This window comes from Paraburkholderia sp. GAS82, from assembly GCF_050436285.1.
GTDB classification, from domain to species: Bacteria; Pseudomonadota; Gammaproteobacteria; order Burkholderiales; family Burkholderiaceae; genus Paraburkholderia; species Paraburkholderia phenazinium_B.
Window position 1 is genome coordinate 254,334 of the sequence record NZ_JBNDLX010000003.1, and the last position, 22,675, is coordinate 277,008.

Annotated in this window: 22 protein-coding genes and 1 pseudogene; 6 read left to right on the forward strand and 17 right to left on the reverse strand. The window is 62.9% G+C overall.

The annotated features are described in order from the left end of the window. Window positions 1-603 precede the first annotated feature (603 nt). From P3T17_RS11500 to P3T17_RS11525, 6 genes are all read right to left on the reverse strand, one after another. The gene (locus tag P3T17_RS11500) at window positions 604-1,692 is read right to left on the reverse strand and encodes a CobW family GTP-binding protein (protein ID WP_429406742.1); all 1,089 of its coding nucleotides are present in this window, start codon (window positions 1,690-1,692) and stop codon (window positions 604-606) included. 181 nt (window positions 1,693-1,873) lie between these two features. Then, entirely contained in the window at window positions 1,874-3,076 is a 1,203-nt protein-coding gene (locus tag P3T17_RS11505; protein ID WP_429406744.1) for a class I SAM-dependent rRNA methyltransferase, read from the reverse strand. Between the two features lie 88 nt (window positions 3,077-3,164). Next, window positions 3,165-4,088, reverse strand: coding sequence for a tyrosine recombinase XerC (xerC, locus tag P3T17_RS11510; RefSeq protein WP_074263076.1), 924 nt, complete (start codon window positions 4,086-4,088; stop codon window positions 3,165-3,167). A 54-nt stretch (window positions 4,089-4,142) separates the two neighbouring features. Beyond that, on the reverse strand, window positions 4,143-4,856 hold the full coding sequence (locus P3T17_RS11515) for a DUF484 family protein (protein WP_429406746.1): 714 nt from the start codon (window positions 4,854-4,856) through the stop codon (window positions 4,143-4,145). Between the two features lie 109 nt (window positions 4,857-4,965). After that, a complete protein-coding gene (dapF, locus tag P3T17_RS11520; RefSeq protein ID WP_429406748.1) occupies window positions 4,966-5,829 on the reverse strand; it encodes a diaminopimelate epimerase in 864 nt (287 codons plus the stop codon). Between the two features lie 45 nt (window positions 5,830-5,874). Continuing rightward, window positions 5,875-6,759 (reverse strand): lipid A biosynthesis lauroyl acyltransferase, encoded by an 885-nt coding sequence (locus P3T17_RS11525; RefSeq protein WP_429406750.1) that lies wholly within the window; start codon window positions 6,757-6,759, stop codon window positions 5,875-5,877. A gap of 276 nt (window positions 6,760-7,035) precedes the next feature. Here P3T17_RS11525 and metK point away from each other — a divergent pair, with 276 nt between their 5' ends. After that, window positions 7,036-8,223 (forward strand): methionine adenosyltransferase, encoded by a 1,188-nt coding sequence (gene metK, locus P3T17_RS11530; RefSeq protein WP_074263079.1) that lies wholly within the window; start codon window positions 7,036-7,038, stop codon window positions 8,221-8,223. A gap of 57 nt (window positions 8,224-8,280) precedes the next feature. On the opposite strand, the gene P3T17_RS11535 is transcribed toward metK, so the two are convergent. Continuing rightward, window positions 8,281-8,634: a hypothetical protein gene (locus P3T17_RS11535; protein ID WP_074263080.1), complete on the reverse strand. Its 354-nt coding sequence runs from the start codon at window positions 8,632-8,634 to the stop codon at window positions 8,281-8,283. 406 nt (window positions 8,635-9,040) lie between these two features. Here P3T17_RS11535 and P3T17_RS11540 point away from each other — a divergent pair, with 406 nt between their 5' ends. Then, window positions 9,041-9,802 (forward strand): phytanoyl-CoA dioxygenase family protein, encoded by a 762-nt coding sequence (locus P3T17_RS11540; RefSeq protein ID WP_429406752.1) that lies wholly within the window; start codon window positions 9,041-9,043, stop codon window positions 9,800-9,802. Window positions 9,803-9,955: 153 nt separating this feature from the next. Here P3T17_RS11540 and P3T17_RS11545 read toward each other — a convergent pair whose 3' ends face one another. Further along, entirely contained in the window at window positions 9,956-10,162 is a 207-nt protein-coding gene (locus P3T17_RS11545) for a DUF3185 family protein (protein ID WP_074263082.1), read from the reverse strand. A 255-nt stretch (window positions 10,163-10,417) separates the two neighbouring features. On the opposite strand from P3T17_RS11545, the gene mgrA reads away from it, so the two are divergent. Then, entirely contained in the window at window positions 10,418-11,461 is a 1,044-nt protein-coding gene (mgrA, locus tag P3T17_RS11550; RefSeq protein WP_074263083.1) for an L-glyceraldehyde 3-phosphate reductase, read from the forward strand. Window positions 11,462-11,625: 164 nt separating this feature from the next. Then, window positions 11,626-12,648, forward strand: a complete 1,023-nt coding sequence (locus P3T17_RS11555; protein WP_429406753.1) for a fatty acid desaturase — start codon at window positions 11,626-11,628, stop codon at window positions 12,646-12,648. A 63-nt stretch (window positions 12,649-12,711) separates the two neighbouring features. Here P3T17_RS11555 and P3T17_RS11560 read toward each other — a convergent pair whose 3' ends face one another. Next, on the reverse strand, window positions 12,712-12,897 hold the full coding sequence (locus P3T17_RS11560) for a hypothetical protein (protein WP_074263084.1): 186 nt from the start codon (window positions 12,895-12,897) through the stop codon (window positions 12,712-12,714). Window positions 12,898-13,515: 618 nt separating this feature from the next. On the opposite strand from P3T17_RS11560, the gene P3T17_RS11565 reads away from it, so the two are divergent. Both P3T17_RS11565 and P3T17_RS11570 read left to right on the forward strand, forming a co-directional pair. Continuing rightward, window positions 13,516-13,728 (forward strand): hypothetical protein, encoded by a 213-nt coding sequence (locus tag P3T17_RS11565; protein ID WP_074263085.1) that lies wholly within the window; start codon window positions 13,516-13,518, stop codon window positions 13,726-13,728. Between the two features lie 70 nt (window positions 13,729-13,798). Beyond that, on the forward strand, window positions 13,799-14,827 hold the full coding sequence (locus P3T17_RS11570) for a serine/threonine protein kinase (protein WP_429406755.1): 1,029 nt from the start codon (window positions 13,799-13,801) through the stop codon (window positions 14,825-14,827). A gap of 31 nt (window positions 14,828-14,858) precedes the next feature. Here P3T17_RS11570 and P3T17_RS11575 read toward each other — a convergent pair whose 3' ends face one another. The 8 genes and pseudogenes from P3T17_RS11575 to P3T17_RS11610 all read right to left on the reverse strand — a co-directional run bounded on the left by P3T17_RS11575 (window position 14,859) and on the right by P3T17_RS11610 (window position 22,668). After that, the gene (locus tag P3T17_RS11575) at window positions 14,859-15,194 is read right to left on the reverse strand and encodes a helix-turn-helix domain-containing protein (protein ID WP_367946949.1); all 336 of its coding nucleotides are present in this window, start codon (window positions 15,192-15,194) and stop codon (window positions 14,859-14,861) included. A gap of 49 nt (window positions 15,195-15,243) precedes the next feature. After that, a pseudogene (locus P3T17_RS11580) lies at window positions 15,244-15,690 on the reverse strand (type II toxin-antitoxin system RelE/ParE family toxin); the annotation flags it as partial. A gap of 65 nt (window positions 15,691-15,755) precedes the next feature. Then, window positions 15,756-16,778: an XdhC family protein gene (locus tag P3T17_RS11585; RefSeq protein ID WP_429406757.1), complete on the reverse strand. Its 1,023-nt coding sequence runs from the start codon at window positions 16,776-16,778 to the stop codon at window positions 15,756-15,758. Further along, window positions 16,751-17,320, reverse strand: a complete 570-nt coding sequence (locus P3T17_RS11590; protein ID WP_429406759.1) for a CoxG family protein — start codon at window positions 17,318-17,320, stop codon at window positions 16,751-16,753. Before P3T17_RS11590 ends, P3T17_RS11585 begins: the two co-directional genes overlap by 28 nt. Next, the gene (locus tag P3T17_RS11595; RefSeq protein ID WP_429406761.1) at window positions 17,311-18,552 is read right to left on the reverse strand and encodes a vWA domain-containing protein; all 1,242 of its coding nucleotides are present in this window, start codon (window positions 18,550-18,552) and stop codon (window positions 17,311-17,313) included. Before P3T17_RS11595 ends, P3T17_RS11590 begins: the two co-directional genes overlap by 10 nt. A 5-nt stretch (window positions 18,553-18,557) precedes the next feature. Continuing rightward, window positions 18,558-19,445, reverse strand: a complete 888-nt coding sequence (locus P3T17_RS11600; RefSeq protein WP_429406763.1) for an AAA family ATPase — start codon at window positions 19,443-19,445, stop codon at window positions 18,558-18,560. 28 nt (window positions 19,446-19,473) lie between these two features. Further along, window positions 19,474-20,271 (reverse strand): FAD binding domain-containing protein, encoded by a 798-nt coding sequence (locus P3T17_RS11605; RefSeq protein WP_429406765.1) that lies wholly within the window; start codon window positions 20,269-20,271, stop codon window positions 19,474-19,476. A 15-nt stretch (window positions 20,272-20,286) separates the two neighbouring features. After that, entirely contained in the window at window positions 20,287-22,668 is a 2,382-nt protein-coding gene (locus P3T17_RS11610) for a xanthine dehydrogenase family protein molybdopterin-binding subunit (RefSeq protein WP_429406766.1), read from the reverse strand. Between the last annotated feature and the right edge of the window lie 7 nt (window positions 22,669-22,675).

Genomic DNA, 22,675 nt, shown 5'->3' on the forward strand with positions numbered 1-22,675 from the left:
CTCTCGTGTTGCCCGCAAAGGCGCCTCAAAACGCTCAATGAGCGCCGGCGAACACGGACGGTGGGCTGTCGTGACGCCGAAGCGCGGGGCGTCTAAACGCCGGACGCCAAGGCGCCAGGCGACGAGACGTCGATGCGGGGCCGAACTCCTCTGGAAACGATTTTCAAATGCTCCTGAGGCATTGCTTACCGGCGGCGCGCCTTTCGAGGCGGTGGACCAGCCAGCTTGTCGGCGTGCTACTCCCCGGATTAGATTTTCCGGCGCCGTGTCAGGCCCGGCGCGGGATACGCGCTGACCGGGCAATCGTTCTCATTCTCCAGTGGGCACGTATTGTAACTGAATCACAATCCGCCGCCGCAACCGGGATTATTACGAGGGGCGGCACGCCAATATCCCGAAAATATAACGCGCGAACGGCTAAAAAGCGATGGGCTTGCACGATTCCTGCAACAGGGGTTTTCACGCGTTTTTCACACGTGTCGTGCTCTCGGGTCGGCTTCAGTCGGATTCGGGACTTGTCGAGCCGGCAGCATTTCGCGTTCCCGGCTCGTTTCAGTGCTTTTCCCGCGCCTGACGCTGGCTTTTCGGGCGCTTCCCCGCCGTTCAGGCCAGGCAGGCGCTCAGGCCGTCCTCGATCAGGTCTTGAGGCAGTTCGATGCCGATGAACACCATCTTGCTGTTCTTCTTCTCGACCGGTTGCCATTTGGCGGCCAGATCGCTGCCCATCATCTGATGGACGCCCTGGAAAACCACTTTGCGGTCGACCCCCTTCATATACAGCACGCCCTTGTAACGCAGCAGGCGCTCGCCGTAGATCTGCAGAATGCCGCCGAGGAAGTCTTCGAGCTTGTTCGGATCGAACGGCCGGTCGCTGCGGAACACGAACGATTTGATCTTGTCGTCGTGATGCGCATGGTGATGGTGCGCGTGGCCGTGGTCGTGGCCTTCGTGATCGCAGTGGCCATGATCGTGGTCGCAATTCGCATGATCGTGATCGTGCCCATGGTCATGATCATGGGCGTGGTCGTGCGCGTGCTCGTCTTCGGCGAGGAAGTCCGGATCGATTTCGAGCTTGGAATTCAGGTTGAAACCGCGCAGATCGAAGATTTCCTTGATATCGGCGTCACCGAAATTCACCACCTTGATCGCCGCGCGCGGATTCATGTGCAGCAGGCGATGGCGCAGGTCGTCGAGGGCGGCTTCATCCACGAGGTCCGACTTGGTAACGAACAGACGGTCCGCAAAGCCGACCTGGCGCTGCACCACTTCGTGCTCATCCAGCTGGTGATTCGCGTGCTTCGCGTCGACCAGCGTGATGATCGCGTCGAGCAGGAATTCGTCGGCGATCTCGTTGTCCATGAAGAACGTCTGCGCCACCGGGCCGGGGTTCGCGAGACCCGTGGTTTCGATCACGACGCGTTCGAAATCCAGTTCGCCGGCGCGCTTTTTCGCGGCCAGATCGCTGAGCACGCGTGCCAGGTCGCCGCGGATCGTGCAGCAGATGCAGCCGTTGCTCATCTGGATGATCTGCTCGTTGCTGTCCTGCACGAGGATCTCGTTATCGATGTTCTCTTCGCCGAACTCGTTCTCGATCACGGCGATCTTCATGCCGTGCTTTTCGTTCAGGATGCGCTTGAGCAGTGTGGTTTTACCGCTGCCGAGGAAGCCGGTCAGGATCGTGACGGGAATCATGGTGGTCGCCTGTTTTGTGCGTGAATCGGAATGCTTGTGTCGAACGCCGGAGATGTGGGCCGCGCCGTTCGAGCTGATCGGTTATTGAAACATATCTGTCAAGCCGCTGCAGGCGGGGTTTCGGACGCGCTTCATTCAAACCCTGCCGCCTGCAAAGGAAATATTCCTCAACTATGGGCGATCAGGCGATTTGCAACAATAGGCCTTTCAGGTACTCGCCTTCCGGAAAAGCGGTGAGCAACGGATGGTCGACACCGGCCCCCAGCCGCTTGAGGATACGGGCGTCGACGCGGGCATCGGCTGCCGCGCCGGCGACGATCTTCTGGAACAGCTCGGCGTCGATCGCGCCCGAGCATGAATAGGTAAAGAGCAGCCCGCCCGGCCGCAGCAGCTTGAGGCCCGTCAGGTTGATGTCCTTGTAGGCGCGCGCGGCACGGTCCACGTGTTCGCGCGACGGAGCAAATTTGGGCGGATCCAGCACGATCAGGTCGAAGCGCTCGCCTTCTTCATGCAGGCGCCGCAGCGTCTTGAAGGCATCGGCGTCGAGCCAGGTGGCGCGCTCGCCGTCAAAACCATTGGCGACGACGTTCTGTTGTGCCAACGCCAGCGCTTCGCCGGACGAGTCGATCGACACCACGCGTTTTGCCCCGCCCTTGAGCGCCGCCAGCGAGAAGCCGCCGGTGTAGCAGAAGCAGTTCAGCACCTCGCGATCCTTCGCCAGTTGCTGGACGAGCGCCCGGTTGTCGCGCTGATCGACGTAGAAGCCGGTCTTGTGGCCATTGCGCACATCCACGTGGTAGCGCACGCCGTTTTCGCTGGCAATCAGCGCGTCGGACGGCGCTTCGCCCGCCAGCACGCCGGTGATCTGCTCGAGACCTTCCTTTTCGCGGATCGACACGTCGGAGCGCTCGTAGACGTTCGGGCAGCCGGTCGCTGCGCTCAAGGCTGCGACGATCGCCTCTTTCCACGCCTCGACGCCGGCAGCCATGAACTGGCAGACGAGTTGGCTGCGCTGGCCCGCGTCATCGGCGACGTAGTGGTCGACGATCAGGCCTGGCAGGCCGTCGGCCTCGCCGAAGATAAGCCGCACGGCGCCGGTATTGTGAACCATCGCCTGGCGATGCTCGATGGCGCGCTGCACGCGGCGCTTGAAGAACGCATGGTCGATCGGCTCGGCTTCGTCGAAACTCCATACCCGCGCGCGGATTTGCGAGTGCGGGCTGTAGGCGGCGCGCGCCAGAAAGCGGCCGTCGTGCGAGCGCACCAGCACGGTTGCGCCGGCAGCAGGATTACCGTCGACGCGGTCGATAGCGGTCGCGTAGACCCACGGATGGCGGCGCAGCAGCGACTTTTCTTTCGACGGTTTCAGCGTGACGGTATTCATGACTTCGAGAGGTATTGAGCAGAACAAGGTGCCGCGTAAAGCGGCGAAACCGGAGACATCGGGCGCCTATGGCCCATAAAAAGCCGTCTCAGTCGCGTTTTTTGGCGCGCGGATGCGCCTGATCGTAGACGTGCGCCAGATGTTGGAAATCGAGCGCGGTGTACACCTGGGTCGCGGTGATGCTGGCGTGCCCAAGCAGTTCCTGCACGGCGCGCAGGTCACCGCTCGATTGCAGCACGTGGGTGGCAAACGAATGCCGCAGCACGTGGGGATGCACGTTGGCGGGAATGCCGGCGACGAGCGCCAGGCGTTTGACCCGGTCGCGCACGACGTTCGGCGACATCCGGTTGCCGCGCGCTGACAGAAACAGCGGATGCGGATCCTGCCTGACGAACTCGCCGCGCACCGCGAGCCAGGCGTTGAGCGCGTCGATCGCCTTGCTGCCGACCGGCACGATGCGGCGCCGGTTGCCCTTGCCGAGCACCTCGACTTCCGTCGAATCGAGCTTGAGCCAGCCGGCGGAACGATAGCCATCGGCATCGGCAAAGCGCACGTCCAGCCCGACCAGTTCGGCGAGGCGCAAGCCGGACGAATAGAACAGCTCGAGAATCGCGTGGTCGCGCAAGCCTTCGGCGGTGCCGGCGCTGGGCGCTTCCATTAGCCGGTTGGCATCGTCGACCGAGAGCGCCTTGGGAAGCGTCTTCGCCTGCTTCGGCGCCCGCACGGTGGCGACCGGATTGGCCGGCAGATCGACGCGGCCCGCGAGCCAGCGGTAAAACGCCCGCCACGCCGATAGCCGATGACTGATCGAGCGCGCCGTCATCCCTGCCGCGTGTGCTCGGGAAACGGCACCGCGGATGTCGATGGCGGTGAGGCTTTCGAGCGGCCGTCCCTTGGCCAGCAGCTTCAGTTCATCCAGCTCGTGGGTGTAGCCGCGCAGCGTGTGTGCCGATAGCCGCCGCTCGTGTTCGAGATTCGAGAGGTAATCGGCGATCGGGTCGGCGGTAGTCACGGTAGCGGGCGCGTGCTGTGGCGAGCGGCGGGAGTTGGCGGACAGCCGGGCGCGTCAGCGCGGCAGCAGACGGCTCAACGCCGCGCTGGCCAAGGTGCCGATCTGCGTCAGGAAGTCGGTTGCCATGCCTTCGTGAAAGCGGCGCGGGTCGGGTGAGCCCATCACCAGCAGGCCGAAAGTCGCTGCGTCTTCGTTGCTCTCGGGTTCACGCAGGGCCAGTAATGCGATCGATTCCGTTGCGTGCGCACCTTCCTGTGCCGCAGCGCCTTCCGCGGGCACGGAGGTCACCGCCGGCACCAGCCATTGCGCCGCTTCGAAACCGGTATTCGCACCGCAATACGGGCTGGTGAGGCTATTGGCGAAGATGCGGACTTCCTCGCCCACCTGGCGCGCGAAGTCCGCCTGGGTGTACGGCTCGGCCACGTCCCACACACGCAGGGCTGCCTGCGGCACGTCGAACACTTCGCGCAGGCCATTGGCGATGGTGCGCGGCAGCGCGTACGGATCGCGCTCTGACATCACGCGGGTGGTCCAGCGGTTGAATTTCGAGGCAATGCTGTCGTTCTCGTGCCCGTAGCGCAGCAGTTCGGCAAGACGCCGTTCGAGAAGCTTGTTCTTGTCGCGCAGCATTTCCATCTGCCGTTCCTGCAGCGAAACCGCGGATTTGCCGTGCGGGTTCGCGAGCTTGATGGTCGCGAGCATTTCCGCGTGTTCCGCGAAAAAGTCGGGGTTGGCGAGCAGGTATTCGGCGACTTCGCGATCGTTCATGGTTTCGGCTAAAGGACTACGCCCTTAAACGGGCGCATCGGTCATTGGGGGCAGCTGGCTACTGGTCGGGTCAGGCGCGGGCTGTGCATCCGGCCGCGCGTTCGTTCGCTCAGTCGGCCAGTTCGATCTCACCTTCGAAGACGGTCGCAGCGGGACCGGCCATCAGGAGCGGTGTGTTTTCGTGCTCACCGTTCCAGGAAATAGTTAGCGTACCGCCGTGGGTGTGTACCTTCACGGGCGCTTCGAGCAGCCCGCGGCGAATGCCGGCGGCGACCGCTGCACAGGCACCCGTGCCGCACGCCAGCGTTTCGCCAGCGCCACGTTCGTAGACACGCAGCCTGATTTCGTTGCGCGCGACGATCTGCATGAAGCCGGCGTTCACCCGTTGTGGGAAGCGCGGATGATGCTCGATGAGCGGGCCGTCGACGAGCACGGCAAACGCCTCGACGTCGTCGACCACCTGCACTGCATGTGGATTACCCATCGAAACGACCGAGACCCAACGCGTGGCGCCGTTCACCTCGAGCGGCCAGAGCGTGTCGTCGCCTTCCCGGCGGCCGTCGAGGCCGCTCGCATCGAACGGCACGCGGGCCGGTTCGAACACCGGCATGCCCATGTCCACGGTGACTTCGCCGTTGTCCTGCATGGTCAGCGTGAGGATGCCGTTCTGCACCTGGACGCGCACGCTGCGCTTGTCGGTCAGATGGATGTCGCGCACGAACTTGACGAAGCAGCGTGCGCCATTGCCGCAATGCTCGACCTCGCCGCCGTCGCAATTGAAGATGCGGTACCTGAAATCCACGCCGTCGATGGTGGGCTTTTCGACCAGCAGCAACTGGTCGGCGCCGACGCCGAAGTGCCGGTCCGCGAGCGCGCGCACCTGCTCCCCGCTCAGGCTGAGCGGCTGCGTAAAGCCGTCGAGCACGACAAAGTCGTTGCCCGCGCCGTGCATCTTGGTGAATTTCAGTCTCATGGCGCTATTGTAAGTGACGCGCGCGGACATGCGGCTAACGGCGTTTCAATACACGCCCGGCTCGCCCGGCGGCCGCGTCTTGAAGCGTTTGTGCACCCAATAGTACTGTTCCGGCATCTTCGGAATCTGCTCTTCCAGGAAAGCGTTCATGCGGCGCGCGTCGGCCTCGTCGTCGCCGGTTGGGTAGTTTTCCCACGGCTTGAACACCTTGAGACGGTAGCCTTTGTAGTGGGGCAGCACCTCGCCGATAAACGGCACCACCTGCGCGTGGCCGACCTTCGCAAGCCGTCCGACGGCAGTCAGCGTGCAGGTCGGCACGCCGAAAAACGGTACAAAGGCGGAATTGCGCATGCCGTAGTCCATATCGGCCCCCAGCATGACCGGCTTTTTGTCGCGCAGCCAGCGCAGCACGATGCGCGCACTGTCCGCGCGGCTGGCCATATCCGCGCCGAAGCGTGCGCGCGCCGCCTTGGCGACTGCCTCGAGTTCCGGGTTCGACATGGGCTGATACAACGAACCGCACTGTCGATGCAGCGAGTAGTTGAGGAAGATCGAACCTGCCTCGATGCCGACAAAGTGAAAACCGAGAAACAGCGTGGGCGGCAGGTTGGGATCGGTGAGGTCGATCGCGCTGTCGAGCTGGATCAGTTTCTCGAGCCTCCTGGCCGAGCCGAACCACTGCACGCTGCGCTCCACATAGCTGCGGATCGCATGGCGGAAGTGCTTCTGGGCGACGTCCTCGCGGCGTTCGTCGCTCCACTCGGGGAAGCACAGTTTCAGGTTGATATGTACGATGCGTTTGCGATTGCTGGGGATTTGATACAGCAGCCAGCCGAGACCGTCGCCGAGGCGGGCGATCACTCCGTATGGCAATAGCGCAAACAGTTTCAGCAGTCCGATGGCGAGTTTGGATCCGAAGCGGCTCAGCATGCTGACGCTCCGCGGCGCGCACACGAGGACGCTACGTTTGAGAAAACCGAAAACGAGTCGAAATACAACACGCGTGGGTACTCTGTGACAATTGTAGGAAGTCGCTATAATAAGGGCTTCGCCGAGTTAATAGACAACTTGCGGGGCGAAGCTGCCCGGCGCGATCCACGTGATACGCACCGGGCAGTCAGGAAATCCGCTAAAGCGTCGCCGCTTCAGGCTTCCGGAGCTGGCTACGTGAAACTCAACCGTAACCACACAACAGGAGTCTGCAACGTGGCAAACGACTATCTCTTCACCTCAGAATCCGTTTCCGAAGGCCATCCGGACAAGGTGGCGGACCAGATCTCGGACGCGATTCTCGACGCGATCCTGACTCAGGACAAATACTCACGTGTTGCCGCGGAAACGCTGTGCAACACGGGTCTCGTCGTGCTGGCCGGTGAAATCACCACCACTGCGAACGTCGACTATATCCAGGTCGCGCGCAATACGATCAAGCGCATCGGCTACGACAACACCGACTACGGTATCGACTATCGCGGTTGCGCGGTGCTTGTCGCGTACGACAAGCAGTCGCCGGATATCGCCCAGGGTGTCGACCGTGCACACGACAACAACCTCGATCAGGGCGCCGGCGACCAGGGTCTGATGTTCGGCTTTGCGTGTGAAGAAACGCCGGAACTGATGCCGTTGCCGATCCATCTGTCGCACCGTCTGGTCGAGCGCCAGGCCAACCTGCGCCGCGACGGCCGTCTGCCGTGGCTGCGCCCGGATGCGAAGTCGCAGGTCACCGTGCGCTATGTCGACGGCAAGCCGCATTCGATCGATACGGTCGTGCTGTCCACGCAGCATTCGCCGGATATCGAACTGTCCACGCTGCGCGAAGCCGTGATCGAAGAAGTGATCAAGCCGACGCTGCCGGCCGAGCTGATCAAGGGCGACATCAAGTTCCTGGTCAACCCGACTGGCCGTTTCGTGATTGGCGGTCCGCAAGGCGACTGTGGCCTGACCGGCCGCAAGATCATCGTCGACACGTACGGCGGCGCGGCACCGCACGGCGGCGGCGCGTTCTCGGGCAAGGATCCGTCGAAGGTCGACCGTTCGGCCGCTTATGCTGGCCGTTATGTCGCGAAGAACATCGTGGCTGCGGGTCTGGCGTCGCGTTGCCTGATTCAGGTGTCGTATGCGATTGGCGTGGCTCAGCCGACGTCGGTGATGGTCAACACGTTCGGTACGGGCCGCGTGTCGGATGCAACGATCACGCGCCTCGTCCAGGAACACTTCGACCTGCGTCCGAAGGGCATCATCCAGATGCTGGATCTGCTGCGTCCGATCTACGAGAAGAGCGCGGCTTACGGCCACTTCGGCCGCGAAGAGCCGGAATTCACGTGGGAAGCGACGGACAAGGCGCTGGCCCTCGCCGAGGCTGCTGGTACGGAGCCAGTTGCCGCAGTCGTCTAACGCGTACTGCGTCAGCAAAAAGCCCCGCCGGCGTTGAGCCGGGCGGGGCTTTTTCTATTAGAGGCCCGCGAAGCCGAACCAGCCTTCATGGCCAAACGACATCCGGCGCGGGCGGCGGCTTGTGCTGCGCGGTGCGCTTACGCGTTTTGGCGGCAGCGCGCGGCGCGGCGTCGGCTTGCGCAGGAGCGTGCGTAGCGAAAAGCGGCGCGAGCCGGCTTGCGTACGCAGCGCGGTGAAAAACATCTGGAACCACGTGCGGATGCTGTCGACCGGTTTGGCCTCACGCCATTGGCCGGCGAGGGCACGGGTGCGGGTTGCGTGATGGCGCAGCGCACGCACGACGTGCCGGCGCGCGGGACGCGCTGCCTTGAGGGCGGCGCGGGTGAGACGGGTATTCAGGAGAGTGTGCATGGCTTCGAAATGTAGGCAGCGTGTCACGCGACGGGAGGTGCTATAAAAACGAGCACCATCTATGCCAGCGGGATGGACGCGCAAGCCCGAAAACTGAGCGGGAAGTGGCGGCAGCGACCTGCGGAGGCCGCGCGCAAAGGAACGCAGCGGGAATTGCAATCAACATGGGTGCAGGCTACACGCGAATCGTGACGTCAGAAAGTCCGTTATAACCCTCGCGTATGCGGGTTTTTACGGGGCAGATCGTGCTGCAAAGCGCTCACGGTCGGGCCCTTTGCGATCAAAAAGCGTGCACGCCCGCCCCTGTCGCGTGCACCCGTCCGGGATGGGAGCACGGCAAAGTCCGCACGCTGATCGCGCACGTTTTACAATCGAGCATCGGTCAGTAGAAAGTAACGGAATACCCATGTCAGGTCACTCAAAGAAAGAACAGGTTCAGGTGTTGCGGGAACGGGGCTTCGTCGTAGTGCCGGGGCTGGTTTCGCCCGAGCGCTGCAGCGAGCTGAAGCAGATCGCGCAGCGGCAGTTGCAGGAAGCAGCCACGCCGATCGAATTCGAGGCGGATCTGCAGTACCCCGGCGCGCCGGAGTCGAAGCACGCGCCCGGCGGCCATACTGTGCGGCGCCTGCTCGATGCGTATGCACGCCATCCGCGTTTTGCGGAGTGGGCCACGGCACCGGAAATCCGCGGTTGGATGGAAACCTATTTCGGCGAGGAGCCGCGCCTCTCGCGGGCGCATCACAATTGCATGATGACCAAGCATCCCGCGTATGGCAGCCTGACAGGCTGGCATCGCGACGTGCGCTACTGGTCGTTCGAGCGTGATGACCTGGTTTCGGTGTGGCTCGCGCTCGGTCCTGAAACGGTGGATAACGGTGCGCTGTGGCTGGTGCCGCAATCGCATACCGCGACGTTCACGTCGGATCGTTTCGACGAAGCGAAATTCTTCCGCTCCGATCTGCCGGAAAATCAGGCGCTGATCCGGACGGCAGTGTCACCGGAACTCAAGCCCGGCGATGTCGTGTTCTTCCACTGCAACACGCTGCATTCGGCCGGCAAGAATCTCAGCGACCAGGTGAAGTTTTCGCTGGTGTACACCTATCACGGCGCGAGCAATGTGCCGTTACCGGGTTCGCGTTCGGCGTCGAAGCCGGAGATTGCATTCTGAGGGGCGCGTTAGGCCGGGGCGCGCTGGACCGGCTCGCGTTCAATCCTTCGTTGCAGAAAATGCGACCCGTAGGCCATCGCGTGTCGCTCAACCCCGCTGCGGGGACGTTTAAAACCGGCCTGCGCAGCGGAGTCCCACAGCCGGTCGCCTGCCTCAGCGTTTTCCGCCTGAAGTCGCCATTCCGATCAGACCTGCGAGCGTGGCGATCACGCCGCCTGCGATCAGCATGATGGCCTTGTTGGTCGGCGAGCCCGTGAAGACGCGCGACACGTCGCTGCTAAACGAGTGGAACGCCTGGCCGCCGAAATACAGCAGCACCACGCCGCCGACAATCAATGCGAGCGAAATCGCTTTGGTCATGAACTTCCTCCTGTAGAAAAGTCGTGGAAGTGTAGGGGAGCGTCAAGGGCGCGTCCATGTGCAAGCTTCACGTGTCCCGCATAATGGACGCCTGCAATCCTTTCGACGATTCGCTAATATAGTTGGTTCGTCACACCCCGCATGAAACCGTGCGCGGCCGCGCAACATAGTAGTCACGGCCGGCCAGGCTCGCCAGACAGTTGGCAACGCGGCTGCCTGACAACTCTCCTTCCTTCTTCACCAAGGATTCAAGCAATGGCTTACGAAGCAGCTCCAGCACGCTATTCGGACATGCAATACCGCGTTTGCGGCAAGTCGGGCCTCAAACTGCCGGCGCTTTCGCTGGGCCTGTGGCACAACTTCGGCGACACCACGCCGATCTCGACGCAACGCGACATTCTGCGCACTGCATTCGATCTCGGCATCACGCACTTCGATCTGGCGAACAATTATGGGCCGCCGTACGGCAGTGCCGAAACGAATTTCGGGCGCATCTTCAAGGACGATTTCAAGCCGTACCGCGACGAGCTGTTGATCTCGTCGAAGGCCGGCTGGGATATGTGGCCGGGTCCGTATGGCCAGGGCGGCGGCTCGCGCAAATACGTACTCGCGAGTCTCGATCAGAGCCTGCAGCGCATGGGGCTCGACTACGTGGATATCTTCTATTCGCACCGTTTCGACGCTGACACGCCACTCGAAGAAACCGCCGGTGCACTGGCGAGCGCCGTGCAACAGGGCAAGGCGCTCTACGTCGGGATTTCGTCGTACTCAGCCGCCAAGACCCGCGAGATGGCGAAGCTGCTCGCCGAATACAAGGTGCCGCTGCTGATCCACCAGCCGGCGTACAACATGCTGAACCGCTGGGTCGAGCATGAGCTGCTCGACACGCTCGACGAAATTGGCACTGGCAGCATCGCCTTCACGCCGCTTGCGCAAGGTCTGTTGACCGGCAAGTACGTGAACGGTGTGCCGGCAGATGCACGCGTCAACAAACCAGGCGGCGACTCGCTGAAACAGGACCACCTCAGTGCGCAGAACATCGAGCATGTGCGTAAGCTCAATGAAATCGCCCAGCGCCGCGGTCAAAGCCTCGCGCAGATGGCGCTCGCGTGGGCACTGCGCGGCGGCCGTATCACGTCGGTTCTGATCGGCGCGAGCAAACCTGAGCAGCTGGTTGAGAACGTGGGTGCGTTGAAGAACCTCGAGTTTTCGAACGAAGAGCTCGCGGAGATTGATCGCTTCGCGACCGAGGGTGGCGTCAACCTGTGGGAAAAGCCCTCGACGGATCAGGCGGTCTGATCGTCGAACTGACTGACATAGTGTGATTCTGAAAGCCGCCGTAAGGCGGCTTTCCTTTATGGGCTTGGGCTTTCCGTTACGCGCTGTTACCTGGTGACACCGTTCTTCCCGCTGTCATACAGCACTGCTAAGGTCGCGGGCGATGTCGTCTCGACGGAGGGAAGATGGACCCAGGTGCGGTCGCCCAGGGCGGCCCGGCAACGCAATCCACGGCGCATGGACGACGCGCGTCCAAACGCGCTGCCATCGACATACGTGCCAATCTCACGTTGCTGACGGTCGTGACGATCGCGATCGCGCTACAGTTTTTTGCGTTTCCCGTGCTGCTGCGCGCATGGGGCATGCCGGCGCTGCTACTGATCGTGCCGCTGGTTGTGTTGACACCCACGCACTGGGGTTTGATTCACGAGGCGATTCATGGACAACTGTTTGCTGGGCGCCGTCTGAACGAAGGTGTTGCACGTGCGCTGGCCATTGCGTTTGCGTTGCCGTTCGACGCGGTACGTTTCGGACACCTGATGCATCATCGCTTTACGCGTGAGCCTTTTGATCGCCCGGATGTGCTCGATCGCAGCCGTCCCGTCGCGGAAGTGTGGCCTGGCTGGGTGAGTTACTACGGACGTTTGCTCGGTGGGTTGTACGCAGGGGAACTGATGGTCCCGCTGCTCGCATTTGCATCCGCTAACGTCGCGCGTTCGCTCGTGGCCCGTGCTATCAGTACGCAGGGACCGGTCGGCGTCGACGTGCAGCGTCATTTCACCAGCTTCGCGGCCGACCCCGCGCGACGCGCACGAATCCGTCGCGACTGGCTATTGACGCTCGGTTTGTTCGTGCTTGCTTTTTACCTGTACGGAACGTGGTGGCCGGTGCTGGCCTTGACGATGTATTTGCGCGGCGTATGGCTCTCGCTGGCTGACAACCTGCCGCATCATGGTGTCGCGCTGGATCAGCCCGGGCGCTCGCGCAATTTCCGCGTGCCGCGCGGATGGCAAGGTGTGCTGATGAACCACCATCTGCATCGACTGCATCATCAGCATCCGACGCTGCCGTGGACGGCTCTGCCGGCACTCGATTCGCTCGAGCGCGCAGCAGACAGCGAATCGGGCGGATCCAACGACCCCGCCTATTTCCTTAGCGCGTTACGCCAGTTCAAGGGGCCGGGCGCGTTGGACGCGACCACGCGCTAAGCTGCCTCACCAGCTATCCGACTGCGGCTTGTTAAAGACTCCCAGGTGGATTCCCGGGCGGGGCTAGACGAGCGCTGGAAGTCCTTCTACTAGCAGTACCGCGACGCCCACGCCCAACAGGGCGCCAATCAGGCGGAAGACGTTGTGCCGAAATTCTGTCTTGCAGGGTAGCGCGCCGAGAAACAGGGCGCCGGCTAGTGCCATCGGAATGATCAGGATGAAATCGGCGATCGTAAAGTAGGTCGTCATGCTCGTCTCCTTGTATCTTCGCGCGGCCAGCGACGGTCTTTTTAGTTTGCTGTGGCTGTCACGCTTGTTTCGAGTATAGGCGACGGCTGAACTGCTGTCGGAGTTGTTTGTGGCACTGCAGCGGCGCTCCTGAGAGCACCAAAGGCTTGCCCGGCGGGGCTGAGCGCTTTCTGTCAAAGGACCATCGTGCAACGCCATATTCTGGCGTTCGATTACATTGTCCTTTCTGTGAGCCCGCGAGTGGTCGTCAGGCTTCCCACTCACACTGTACTGCGGTTTCCTTGGGGTTCAGCCCAGGCAAGAACCCTGGGCCCATGTTTTTGATATATCAGTGCCGCAAGGTTTATGATGACCCGTGATGATGCGGTACAGTGAGGCCATCGACTTGGCGTTTTGCTGGAGTCGATGAGAGGAAAGCGCTGAAATGAAGGGTCATGTACCGCGAGTTTCCGCTTTTCCCTCACCCGCAAAACGGCAACAATGAGCTTCACCACCACCGCGTGCGACGCGGAGAAACTTAGGTGCGTGCGCAACGTGTTCGGCGAAGCGGCGCTTTTTATCATCACCTCGACCGGCACGATCCTCATATAGCCGGCTACGTGAGAACGGGGAAATATCATGCAAGTCGGTTCTATCGTCCGATCCGTGCATATCGCAGTGCCGCAGGGCGCGCGCGGAATCGTCATGCGCATTCTGGGCGACATGGCGATGGTGGCGTGGTATGCCGGCGAACCCGGCACTTCGCTGCAACTCAATACAGAACCCTTTTTCCTCGAAGACCTAATCGATACAGGCGAACTCGTGCGCCCAGCCAGTGCGCAGATGCACTGAACGCCGGTTGTAGCCCGCGCGTGTCGCTGCAACGCTCGTCTTTGACGACGGCGCGGCGCACAATGCGGGCATGAACTACGAACCTCACGATTCGCAGGACGATGCCTCCGGCACCGTGCCTTTCGCCCGGCTCAAGCCGGAGTGTGTGCTCGACGCTATCGACAGCGTGCTGAGCACGGTTGGCGTGCGCACCGATGGCCGCATGCTGCCGCTCAACAGCTACGAGAACCGCGTCTATCAGATCGGCGTCGAGGACGGTCCGCCCGTTGTCGCGAAGTTCTACCGGCCCGAGCGCTGGACCGACGAAGCGATTCTCGAAGAGCATGCGTTTGTGGCCGAACTGGTGGAGCGCGAGATTCCGGCGGTGCCGGCGCGCATCTTCGAAGGCCGCACGCTGCACACGTTCGACGGCTTTCGCTTTTCGATCTTCGAGCGGCGAGGCGGTCGCGCCCCGGATCTCGACCGGCGCGATACGCTCGAATGGCTGGGCCGCTTTATCGGCCGCATCCACGCCGTGGGACAGACGCAGGACTACACCGCACGACCTACGCTCGACATTCAGACCTTCGGCTATGAGCCGCGCGATTTCCTGCTGTCGCAACGCTTCGTTCCCGACGATGTGCGCACGGCGTGGGAGACAGTGATCAACCTGGCGCTCGAAGGCGTGGAACAGGCATTCGAGCGAGCGGGCGAAATCCGCGCTTTGCGTATGCATGGCGACTGCCATCCGAGCAATGTGCTGTGGACCGATGCCGGTCCACACTTTGTCGACTTCGACGACAGCCGCATGGGGCCGGCGGTACAGGATCTGTGGCTGTTGCTGCCGGGCGAGCGTGCGGAAGCGTCGCGCGCGCTCACCGATCTGCTGGCGGGATACGAAGACTTTTGCGAGTTCGAGCCGCGTGAGCTGTATCTGATCGAAGCGTTGCGCACGCTGCGGCTGATTCACTACCAGGCATGGCTGGCACGCCGCTGGGACGATCCCGCGTTTCCTGCGGCCTTTCCATGGTTCAACACGCAGCGCTACTGGGAAGACCGTATTCTCGAGATGCGTGAGCAGCTTGGCGCGATGCAGGAGGGGCCGCTCTGGCCGGTATAGCCGCCCGTCGGCCCGTGCGGACCGCGGCGGTTCAGGCCGCTGCGTCTTTCGACGTAGACGGTCCGCCCACCGAACTGATCTTCACATCGCGATCGGCAAAGCGAGCGATCAAAACCAGTTCACCGCCCAACGCATGGATATGATCACGCAGCGTGGAGACGTACATGTCCGTTCGCTGCTCGAGCTTTGCGACGCTCGGTTGCTTCACGTTCATCACGGTTGCCAGACCTTCCTGCGAAAAACCCATCGCACGACGCAATTCGGAGAGCGCCATTTCCGCGATCAGATCTTTGGTTGCCTGCTCCGATCGGGCACGCACTTCCGGTGACAGTTGCGCGCGCAGTTCTGCATACTTTCTCGCCATCATTGACTCCTTCTTGATCAAGTCGCGCCAGATGCGCGCCGTATAGGGCATCAGCACGCGGGATATTTATTGCGTACCAGCGATCCTTGCCGGTCTTGTCGCCACCGAGTAAAAGAATGCCGGTGCGCAGTGGGTCGAAGATGTACAGCACGCGGAAGGGCCTGCCTGCATGCTGGATTCTCAATTCGCGCATGCGGCTGTATTTCGAGCCCTTGACCTGGCTGCTGTGTGGGTAAGGCAAATGGGGTCCTACGTTTTCAAGCAATCCAATTGCATTGTCGACTGAACCTTGCTCTTTCTCTGTCAAACCGTCCCACCACGCACCGAACATGTCGGTGTATTCAACGTCCCACGCCATAAATATAGCCTCCATGGAATATTCCGTCAAAGGAATAATTGTCAATTTATGTGCACGGAACGCGGCGGCCGAAAGCGGCGTCGCAACGACTTGCGCGACGAACGTTTCGTCCGGCCACGGACGAGCCGTGCATGAGGCCATGCTATGGATTTGCGGGTGGGATACCAGTCAGCCGAATGGCTAACGTTGAAGAGGATTGCGAACGACTACACGCTGCAAGCCGTTCCGCCGCTCGCAGCGACTTCCCGTGCGGCCTTCGCGCCTTCAACCTGCAGCAGCGTGGGCAGCGAAACGCCATTCTTGGCAGCCGTCACTTCGGCGAGAATCGATACGGCGATTTCGGGCGGCGTCCGGCTGCCGATATAGATGCCCACCGGCCCGTGCAACCGGGCCAGTTCCGTATCGTTCAGATCGAACTCCTTGAGCCGTTCGCGGCGGGCCGCGTTGTTGCGCCGCGAGCCCAGTGCGCCGACGTAGAACGCGGGTGTTTTCAAGGCCTCCATGAGCGCGAGGTCATCGAGCTTCGGATCGTGCGTCAGCGCAATAACAGCGCAACGTTCGTCGAGCTTCATCTCGAGCACTGTGTCGTCTGGCATTGTGCGGACGATCTTCGTGCCGGGTATATCCCATTCGTCGGTGTACTCTTCGCGCGGATCGCAGACGGTCACCTGATAGTCGAGCCCCACCGCGATGTGGCAGAGATAGCGCGACAATTGCCCCGCGCCGATCACCAGCATCCGGTAGCGTGGCCCGTGGATCGTCAACAGGCGCTCGCCGTCGAAGTCGACGCCATCTGTGGCCTGCGCGGGTCCGAGTTGTACCGCGCCGGTTGCCATATCGAGGCGTCGCGCGAGCAGCCGGCCATTTTCCACCGAGTCGCACAATTCAGCGATCAGGCTTGCCTTGCTGAGCGGCTCAAGCACCAACTGGATCGTGCCGCCGCAAGGCAGTCCGAAGCGATGCGCTTCCTCCGCCGAGATGCCGTACTTGACCGCCTCAGGCACATTCTGTTCGATGCCGCGTTGCCGCACGCGTTCGATCAGGTCGTCCTCAATGCAGCCGCCCGACACCGATCCCACCACGAGGCCATCGTCGCGCACGGCGAGCATGGCGCCTTCGGGACGGGGCGAAGAGCCCCACGTTTTCACCACCGTCACCAGTAGCGCGCGATGTCCCTGTTCGAGCCAGCGTGCACTGGACTTCAGGACTTCGAGATCCACGCTGTCCATGATTTCTTCCTTTTCGTCTGATCGTCGCCGGATGCTGCATCGGCGTCGTCGTTTGATGCTGTGTCTGCGGCCGCTGCAGTTTCGGCTGCGGCGTCGCCGTCGCCGCTCACCTGCGCGATGAACCGCTTGAAAAATTCGCCGGCCAGCTTGCGCGCGGCACCGTCGACGAGCCGTGAGCCGATTTGCGCCAGCTTGCCGCCGACCTGCGCGCTCGCGGTGTACGTCAGCTTCGTCGCCTCGGCGCCTTCGGATTCGAGCACGACGCGCGCGCTGCCTTTGCCGAAGCCCGCCACGCCGCCCTGACCCTCGAAGACGATGGTATACGTCTGCGGCGCGTCGATATCGGTCAGCAGCATACGCCCTTTGAAGCGAGCCTTCACGGGACCGACCGACGCGCTCATCGAGAGCGCAAACGCATTCTCGCCGTCTGCCTCGATGCTCTCGCAACCGGGAATCGACGCGCGCAGGACGGCGGTGTCGTTCAGCGCTTCCCACGTGCGTTGCTGCGAGATGGGTAGCGTATAGCTTTCGGTCAATTCCATTGCCTGACTCCTGCCTGGGTGCCGGCCGCCTTAGTCGCGCGGGGCGTGCGCGTCAGCTGCGCCAGATCGCGACCAAATGCAGCCAGACTATCGAGATTATGAACCGGACGGTGCGCATCGACATGCGGAAGGATCGCCTGTACGCCGCGAGCTTTCGCAGAGAAGCCGCTGTATCGAAGTAACGGGTTGAGCCAGACGATGCGGTGGGCGAAGCGGTGCAGACGGGCCATCTCCGTGTCGAGCATGTCGATGGCCTCGTGGTCGAGACCGTCGGTGACGAGCAGCACAGTTGCCCTGCCGGTCAGCACGCGGCGTGCCCAGCGCCGGTTAAATTCGGCGAGCGCGGCGCCGATGCGCGTGCCGCCCGACCAGTCCACGACCTGATCGGCAATTGTCGCGATCGCCACGTCGGGATCGCGCTCGCGCAGCGCACGCGTCGCGTTGGTGAGGCGTGTACCGAACAGGAACACCTGAAGCCGCTCGCGCGATTGCAACAACGCGTGACAAAAATACAGCACCGCGCGCGAGTACGCACTCATCGATCCGGAGATGTCCAGCAGCAGCACGAGCGGCGGTTTGCGCTCGACGACCGCGCGGTATTTCCACACCGTCCAGTCGCCACCCGAGCGTACCGCGTGGCGTGCGCTGGCGCGCAGGTCCGCACGGGTGCCGCGCGAGGCAGCCTTGAGGCGACGAGTCGGTTCGGTGGCGAGCGGCAGACGATGGGCGCGAATCACATGGCGCAGCGTGCGCCATTCGTCGGCGCTGAGGGTATCGAAGTCGCGGTGGCGCAGACGCTCCTCAGCGCTGAAGGTGACATGAGCGTGCAGTTCGCGCTGCTCGGTTTCGGATTTGGCGTGCGTGTTACGCGAGCCGGGCGGACGTGCGGCGAGCGCATCGGCGAGGCGGTTGTTGCGCTTGGGAGGCGGCAGGCCGTCGCGCACTTTGGGCAATAGCAGCGCGCGCACCTTGCCTTCCCAGTCGGGATCGCGCCAGAACAGATTGAAGGCGGCGTTGAAGGTTTCGCGTTCGTCGGGCGCGGAGACGAGCAGGGCGGCGAGCGCGGCGCGCACGTCATCGCGGCGCTCGAGATCGATCCACTGCAAGGCGGCGATGGCGTCGACCGCTTGCGCGGGAGACATCGGCAGCCCCGCGCCGCGCAATACGCGCACGAAATGGACGACGTTGTGCGCGAGCGTGGGCGGCGGTCCATTATCAGGATTCCTGTTCATTGCCATTACCCCGGCACTGCCAGACACTTCGCTATCTGTGCCGCGTCGATCCGTGCCAGATCGTCCTGATACTTGAGCAACACGCCGAGCGTGTCCTGCACGGATTGCGGATCGAGTTCTGTGACGCTTAATGCGGCCAGCGCGCGGCACCAGTCGATTGTTTCCGCAATCCCCGGGGCCTTGAACAGGTCCATGCCGCGCAACTGATGCACGAAGTCGACCGCGCGCTTTTGCAGTTCCGCGCTGGTCTGCGGCGCGCGCGCGGCGACGATCGCCAGTTCGCGATCGCGCTCCGGATAGCCGATCCATTGATACAGGCAGCGGCGCTTCAACGCGTCGTGCACTTCGCGCGTGCGGTTCGAGGTCATCACGACGAGCGGCGGCTGCTCCGCGCGCACCGTGCCGTATTCCGGAATCGACACCTGAAAGTCCGACAGCAGTTCGAGCAGGAACGCTTCGAACGGTTCGTCGGCGCGGTCGATCTCGTCGATCAGCAGCACCCGGCGCGCACCGGGGTGCTGTTCGTCGGGCATCAGCGCCTGCAACAACGGACGCTTGAGCAGGAATTCGCTGCGATATAGCGTGTCGTTACCGGGGCGCTCGTCAGCGGCTTCGGCGAGCCGCAGCGCCATGATCTGACGCGGATAGTCCCACTCGTAGAGCGCGCTGGCCGTATCGAGCCCCTCGTAGCATTGCAGCCGCAACATCGACGTACCGAGCAGACCAGCGGCGGCCTTGGCCAGTTCGGTTTTGCCGACCCCCGGCTCGCCTTCGACAAACAACGGCCGCTCCATGCGCAACGCAAGGAACAGCGCGGTCGCCAGTTCGCGGTTCGCGAAATAGCTTTGGGCGGCGAGCTGGGCGAGGGTGTCGTCGATTGAAGCGGGCTGCATGATTCTCCTGAGGGCGTACGCCCTCGCACTAACCGTTCGCTGTCGCCACCGCGCGCGCCGTCAGCACCGGAATCAGATGCGCCCGATACTCGGCGCTCGCGTGCATGTCGGTGTTCAGCTCATCCGCGGAGACCGTCGCCGCTCGCGCCACCGCTGGCGTGAAGTCCGCCGTGAGCGCGCTTTCCAGCTCCGCCGCGCGAAACACCGACGCCGCCGCGCCCGTCACTGCCACCCGCACGCCATCTGCGCGTTTTGCGACGAACACACCGACCAGCGCAAAGTGTGAAGCGGGATTGCGGAATTTCTCATAGGCGCTGCGCTCGGCTACGGGAAACTCGATCGCGGTGATCAGTTCGTCGGGCGCGAGCGCGGTCTCGTACATGCCGACAAAGAAGTCGTCAGCTGTGATGCGGCGCCGGTCAGTGACGATTGTCGCGCCCAACGCGAGCGTCGCGGCCGGATAGCACGCAGCCGGATCGTTGTTCGCGAGGGAACCGCCAATCGTCCCTAGCGCGCGCACCTGACGGTCGCCGATATGGCTGGCGAGGCTGGCGAGCCCCGGCAATACGCGCTGGATCTCGGCGTGTTCTGCGACATCCGCGTGGCAGACGGCAGCGCCTACGGTCACCGTGTTGGCGTCGACGCGAATCTCCTTGAGGGCGGCGATACGCGTGATGTCGATCAGTCTGGGGGGCTGTGCGAGGCGCAGACGCATCGTGGGCAGCAGACTCTGGCCGCCGGCGAGAAATTTGGCGTCGCTGTCACCGGCGAGCGCTGCGACCGCCGCTTTCGGATCGGCCGCACGTTGGTAGTCGAATGTGTACATGTCGGCTTGCTCCGGTCAGGGTTGTTGCGCAGCGTGGATGGCGGCCCACACGCGATGCGGCGTCGCGGGCATTTGCAGATCCGTCACGCCGAGCGGCGCGAGCGCATCGATGATCGCGTTGATCACCGCCGGCGGCGAGCCGATGGCTCCTGCTTCGCCACAGCCCTTCACGCCGAGCGGATTGTGCGTGCACGGCGTGCCCTTGGCCGTTTCGACCGTGAAGTTCGGCAAGTCGGAGGCGCGCGGCATTGCATAGTCCATATATGAACCCGTCAGCAACTGGCCGCTCTCGTTGTCATACACGCAGCGTTCGAGCATTGCCTGGCCGATCCCCTGGCCCAGGCCACCATGCACCTGTCCCTCCACGATCATCGGATTGATCACATTGCCGAAGTCGTCGACCGCAGTGAACTGCTGGATGCGGCACTCGCCGGTATCCGGATCCACCTCCACTTCGCAGATATAAGCACCAGCCGGATAGGTGAAATTGGTCGGATCGTAGAACGCGCTTTCGTCGAGGCCCGGTTCGAGCTTGTCGAGCGGATAGTTGTGCGGCACATACGCGGCGAGCGAGATATCGGCAAAGGCCTTGGTGCGGTCCGTGCCGGCGACGCGGAATATGCCGTCCTTGAACTCGATGTCTTCTGCCGCCGCTTCCAGCAGATGCGCCGCGATCTTTTTCGCTTTCGATTCGATCTTGTCGAGCGCTTTCATGATCGCGGAGCCGCCCACCGCAATCGAGCGAGAGCCGTACGTGCCCATGCCGAATGGAATACGGCCGGTGTCGCCGTGCACGATTTCGACGTTGTTCAATGGAATACCGAGCCGGTCCGCCACGACCTGGGCAAACGTCGTCTCATGCCCTTGACCGTGGCTATGCGAGCCGGTGAACACTGTCACCGAGCCGGTCGGATGCACACGCACTTCGCCCGCTTCGAACAACCCGGCCCGCGCGCCCAACGCGCCCGCGATGTTCGACGGTGCAAGTCCGCAGGCTTCGATGTAGCACGAGTAGCCGAGTCCACGCCGCTTGCCGTTTTGCTCCGAGGCCTGCTTGCGGGCTGCGAAACCCTTCACGTCAGCGAGTTCCAGCGCGCGGGCGAGGCAGGTTTCGTAATCGCCGGTGTCGTAGGTGAGGCCCACGGGCGTCGCATATGGGAACGAGCGAATGAAGTTGCGACGGCGTATTTCCGCTGGATCGAGATTCATCTCGCGCGCTGCGGTTTCGACCAGCCGCTCCACCACATACGTGGCTTCTGGACGTCCGGCACCGCGGTAGGCATCGACGGGAACCGTGTTGGTGAAGACCGCCTTCACTTCGGCGTAGATCGCGGGCGTGGCGTACTGGCCGGCGAGCAGCGTCGCGTACAGGATGGTCGGCACGCTCGAGGCGAACGTCGACAGGTACGCACCCATGTTCGCAATGGTGTGCACGCGCATGGCGAGGAATTTGCCGTCGGCGTCCATCGCCAGTTCGGCTTTCGTCACGTGGTCGCGGCCGTGCGCATCGGATATGAAGGCCTCCGAACGTTCGGCCGTCCACTTCACCGGCCGGCGGATTTTCTTCGACGCCCACGTGAGCGCGACATCTTCGGCATACAGAAAGATCTTCGAGCCGAAGCCGCCGCCGACATCCGGCGCAATCACGCGCAATTTCGATTCGGGTAGCGACAGCACGAACGCGGCCATCAGCAGCCGCTCGACGTGCGGATTCTGGTTGGCCACATACACCGTGTAGCTGTCGTCCTGCGGCGACCAGCTGGCGTTCACCGCACGCGGTTCGATGGCGTTCGGGATCAGGCGGTTGTTGACGATATCGAGCGTCGTCACGTGAGCGGCTTTCGCGAAGGCCGCGTCGGTGGCAGCCTTGTCGCCGTGGCCCCAGTTGTAGCAGACGTTGTCGGGCACTTCGTCGTGCACGGCCGGCTGACCTGGGTCAGCCGCGTGAGCGGTATCCACCGCGGCGGGCAGGACGTCGTAGTCCACTTCGATCAGCTCGGCCGCGTCTTTCGCCGCCTTCACCGAATCGGCGATCACTATCGCCACCTGGTCGCCGACGTGGCGTGCCTTGGTATGCGCAATCACCGGATGGGGCGGTTCGTGCATCGGAGTGCCGTCGACGCTGTGGATCAGCCAGCCGCAGGGCAGGCCGCCCACGTTGTCGGCGGCCATATCCGCGCCGGTGAACACCGCCACGACGCCTGGCGATTGTTTCGCCGCGGCCGTATCGATGCTTTTGATCCGCGCGTGCGCATGCGGCGAGCGCAGGAACACGGCGTAGGTTTGCTGGGGCAGCACGACATCGTCGGTGTACTGTCCGTTGCCGGTCAGGAACCGGTAGTCTTCCTTGCGCTGGACGGAGGCGCCAATCAGCGGATGCGGGTCGGGTGCGTTCATCGTCGGC

Excerpts from the sequence above, each read along its gene's own strand:
- P3T17_RS11500 (WP_429406742.1), bottom strand. The coding sequence starts at position 1,692 with ATGATTCCCGTCACGATCCTGACCGGCTTCCTCGGCAGCGGTAAAACC.
- P3T17_RS11505 (WP_429406744.1), bottom strand. The coding sequence starts at position 3,076 with ATGAATACCGTCACGCTGAAACCGTCGAAAGAAAAGTCGCTGCTGCGC.
- P3T17_RS11515 (WP_429406746.1), bottom strand. The coding sequence starts at position 4,856 with ATGAACGATCGCGAAGTCGCCGAATACCTGCTCGCCAACCCCGACTTT.
- dapF (WP_429406748.1), bottom strand. The coding sequence starts at position 5,829 with ATGAGACTGAAATTCACCAAGATGCACGGCGCGGGCAACGACTTTGTC.
- P3T17_RS11525 (WP_429406750.1), bottom strand. The coding sequence starts at position 6,759 with ATGCTGAGCCGCTTCGGATCCAAACTCGCCATCGGACTGCTGAAACTG.
- P3T17_RS11535 (WP_074263080.1), bottom strand. The coding sequence starts at position 8,634 with ATGCACACTCTCCTGAATACCCGTCTCACCCGCGCCGCCCTCAAGGCA.
- P3T17_RS11540 (WP_429406752.1), top strand. The coding sequence starts at position 9,041 with ATGTCAGGTCACTCAAAGAAAGAACAGGTTCAGGTGTTGCGGGAACGG.
- P3T17_RS11545 (WP_074263082.1), bottom strand. The coding sequence starts at position 10,162 with ATGACCAAAGCGATTTCGCTCGCATTGATTGTCGGCGGCGTGGTGCTG.
- mgrA (WP_074263083.1), top strand. The coding sequence starts at position 10,418 with ATGGCTTACGAAGCAGCTCCAGCACGCTATTCGGACATGCAATACCGC.
- P3T17_RS11555 (WP_429406753.1), top strand. The coding sequence starts at position 11,626 with ATGGACCCAGGTGCGGTCGCCCAGGGCGGCCCGGCAACGCAATCCACG.
- P3T17_RS11560 (WP_074263084.1), bottom strand. The coding sequence starts at position 12,897 with ATGACGACCTACTTTACGATCGCCGATTTCATCCTGATCATTCCGATG.
- P3T17_RS11565 (WP_074263085.1), top strand. The coding sequence starts at position 13,516 with ATGCAAGTCGGTTCTATCGTCCGATCCGTGCATATCGCAGTGCCGCAG.
- P3T17_RS11570 (WP_429406755.1), top strand. The coding sequence starts at position 13,799 with ATGAACTACGAACCTCACGATTCGCAGGACGATGCCTCCGGCACCGTG.
- P3T17_RS11575 (WP_367946949.1), bottom strand. The coding sequence starts at position 15,194 with ATGATGGCGAGAAAGTATGCAGAACTGCGCGCGCAACTGTCACCGGAA.
- P3T17_RS11585 (WP_429406757.1), bottom strand. The coding sequence starts at position 16,778 with ATGGACAGCGTGGATCTCGAAGTCCTGAAGTCCAGTGCACGCTGGCTC.
- P3T17_RS11590 (WP_429406759.1), bottom strand. The coding sequence starts at position 17,320 with ATGGAATTGACCGAAAGCTATACGCTACCCATCTCGCAGCAACGCACG.
- P3T17_RS11595 (WP_429406761.1), bottom strand. The coding sequence starts at position 18,552 with ATGAACAGGAATCCTGATAATGGACCGCCGCCCACGCTCGCGCACAAC.
- P3T17_RS11600 (WP_429406763.1), bottom strand. The coding sequence starts at position 19,445 with ATGCAGCCCGCTTCAATCGACGACACCCTCGCCCAGCTCGCCGCCCAA.
- P3T17_RS11605 (WP_429406765.1), bottom strand. The coding sequence starts at position 20,271 with ATGTACACATTCGACTACCAACGTGCGGCCGATCCGAAAGCGGCGGTC.
- P3T17_RS11610 (WP_429406766.1), bottom strand. The coding sequence starts at position 22,668 with ATGAACGCACCCGACCCGCATCCGCTGATTGGCGCCTCCGTCCAGCGC.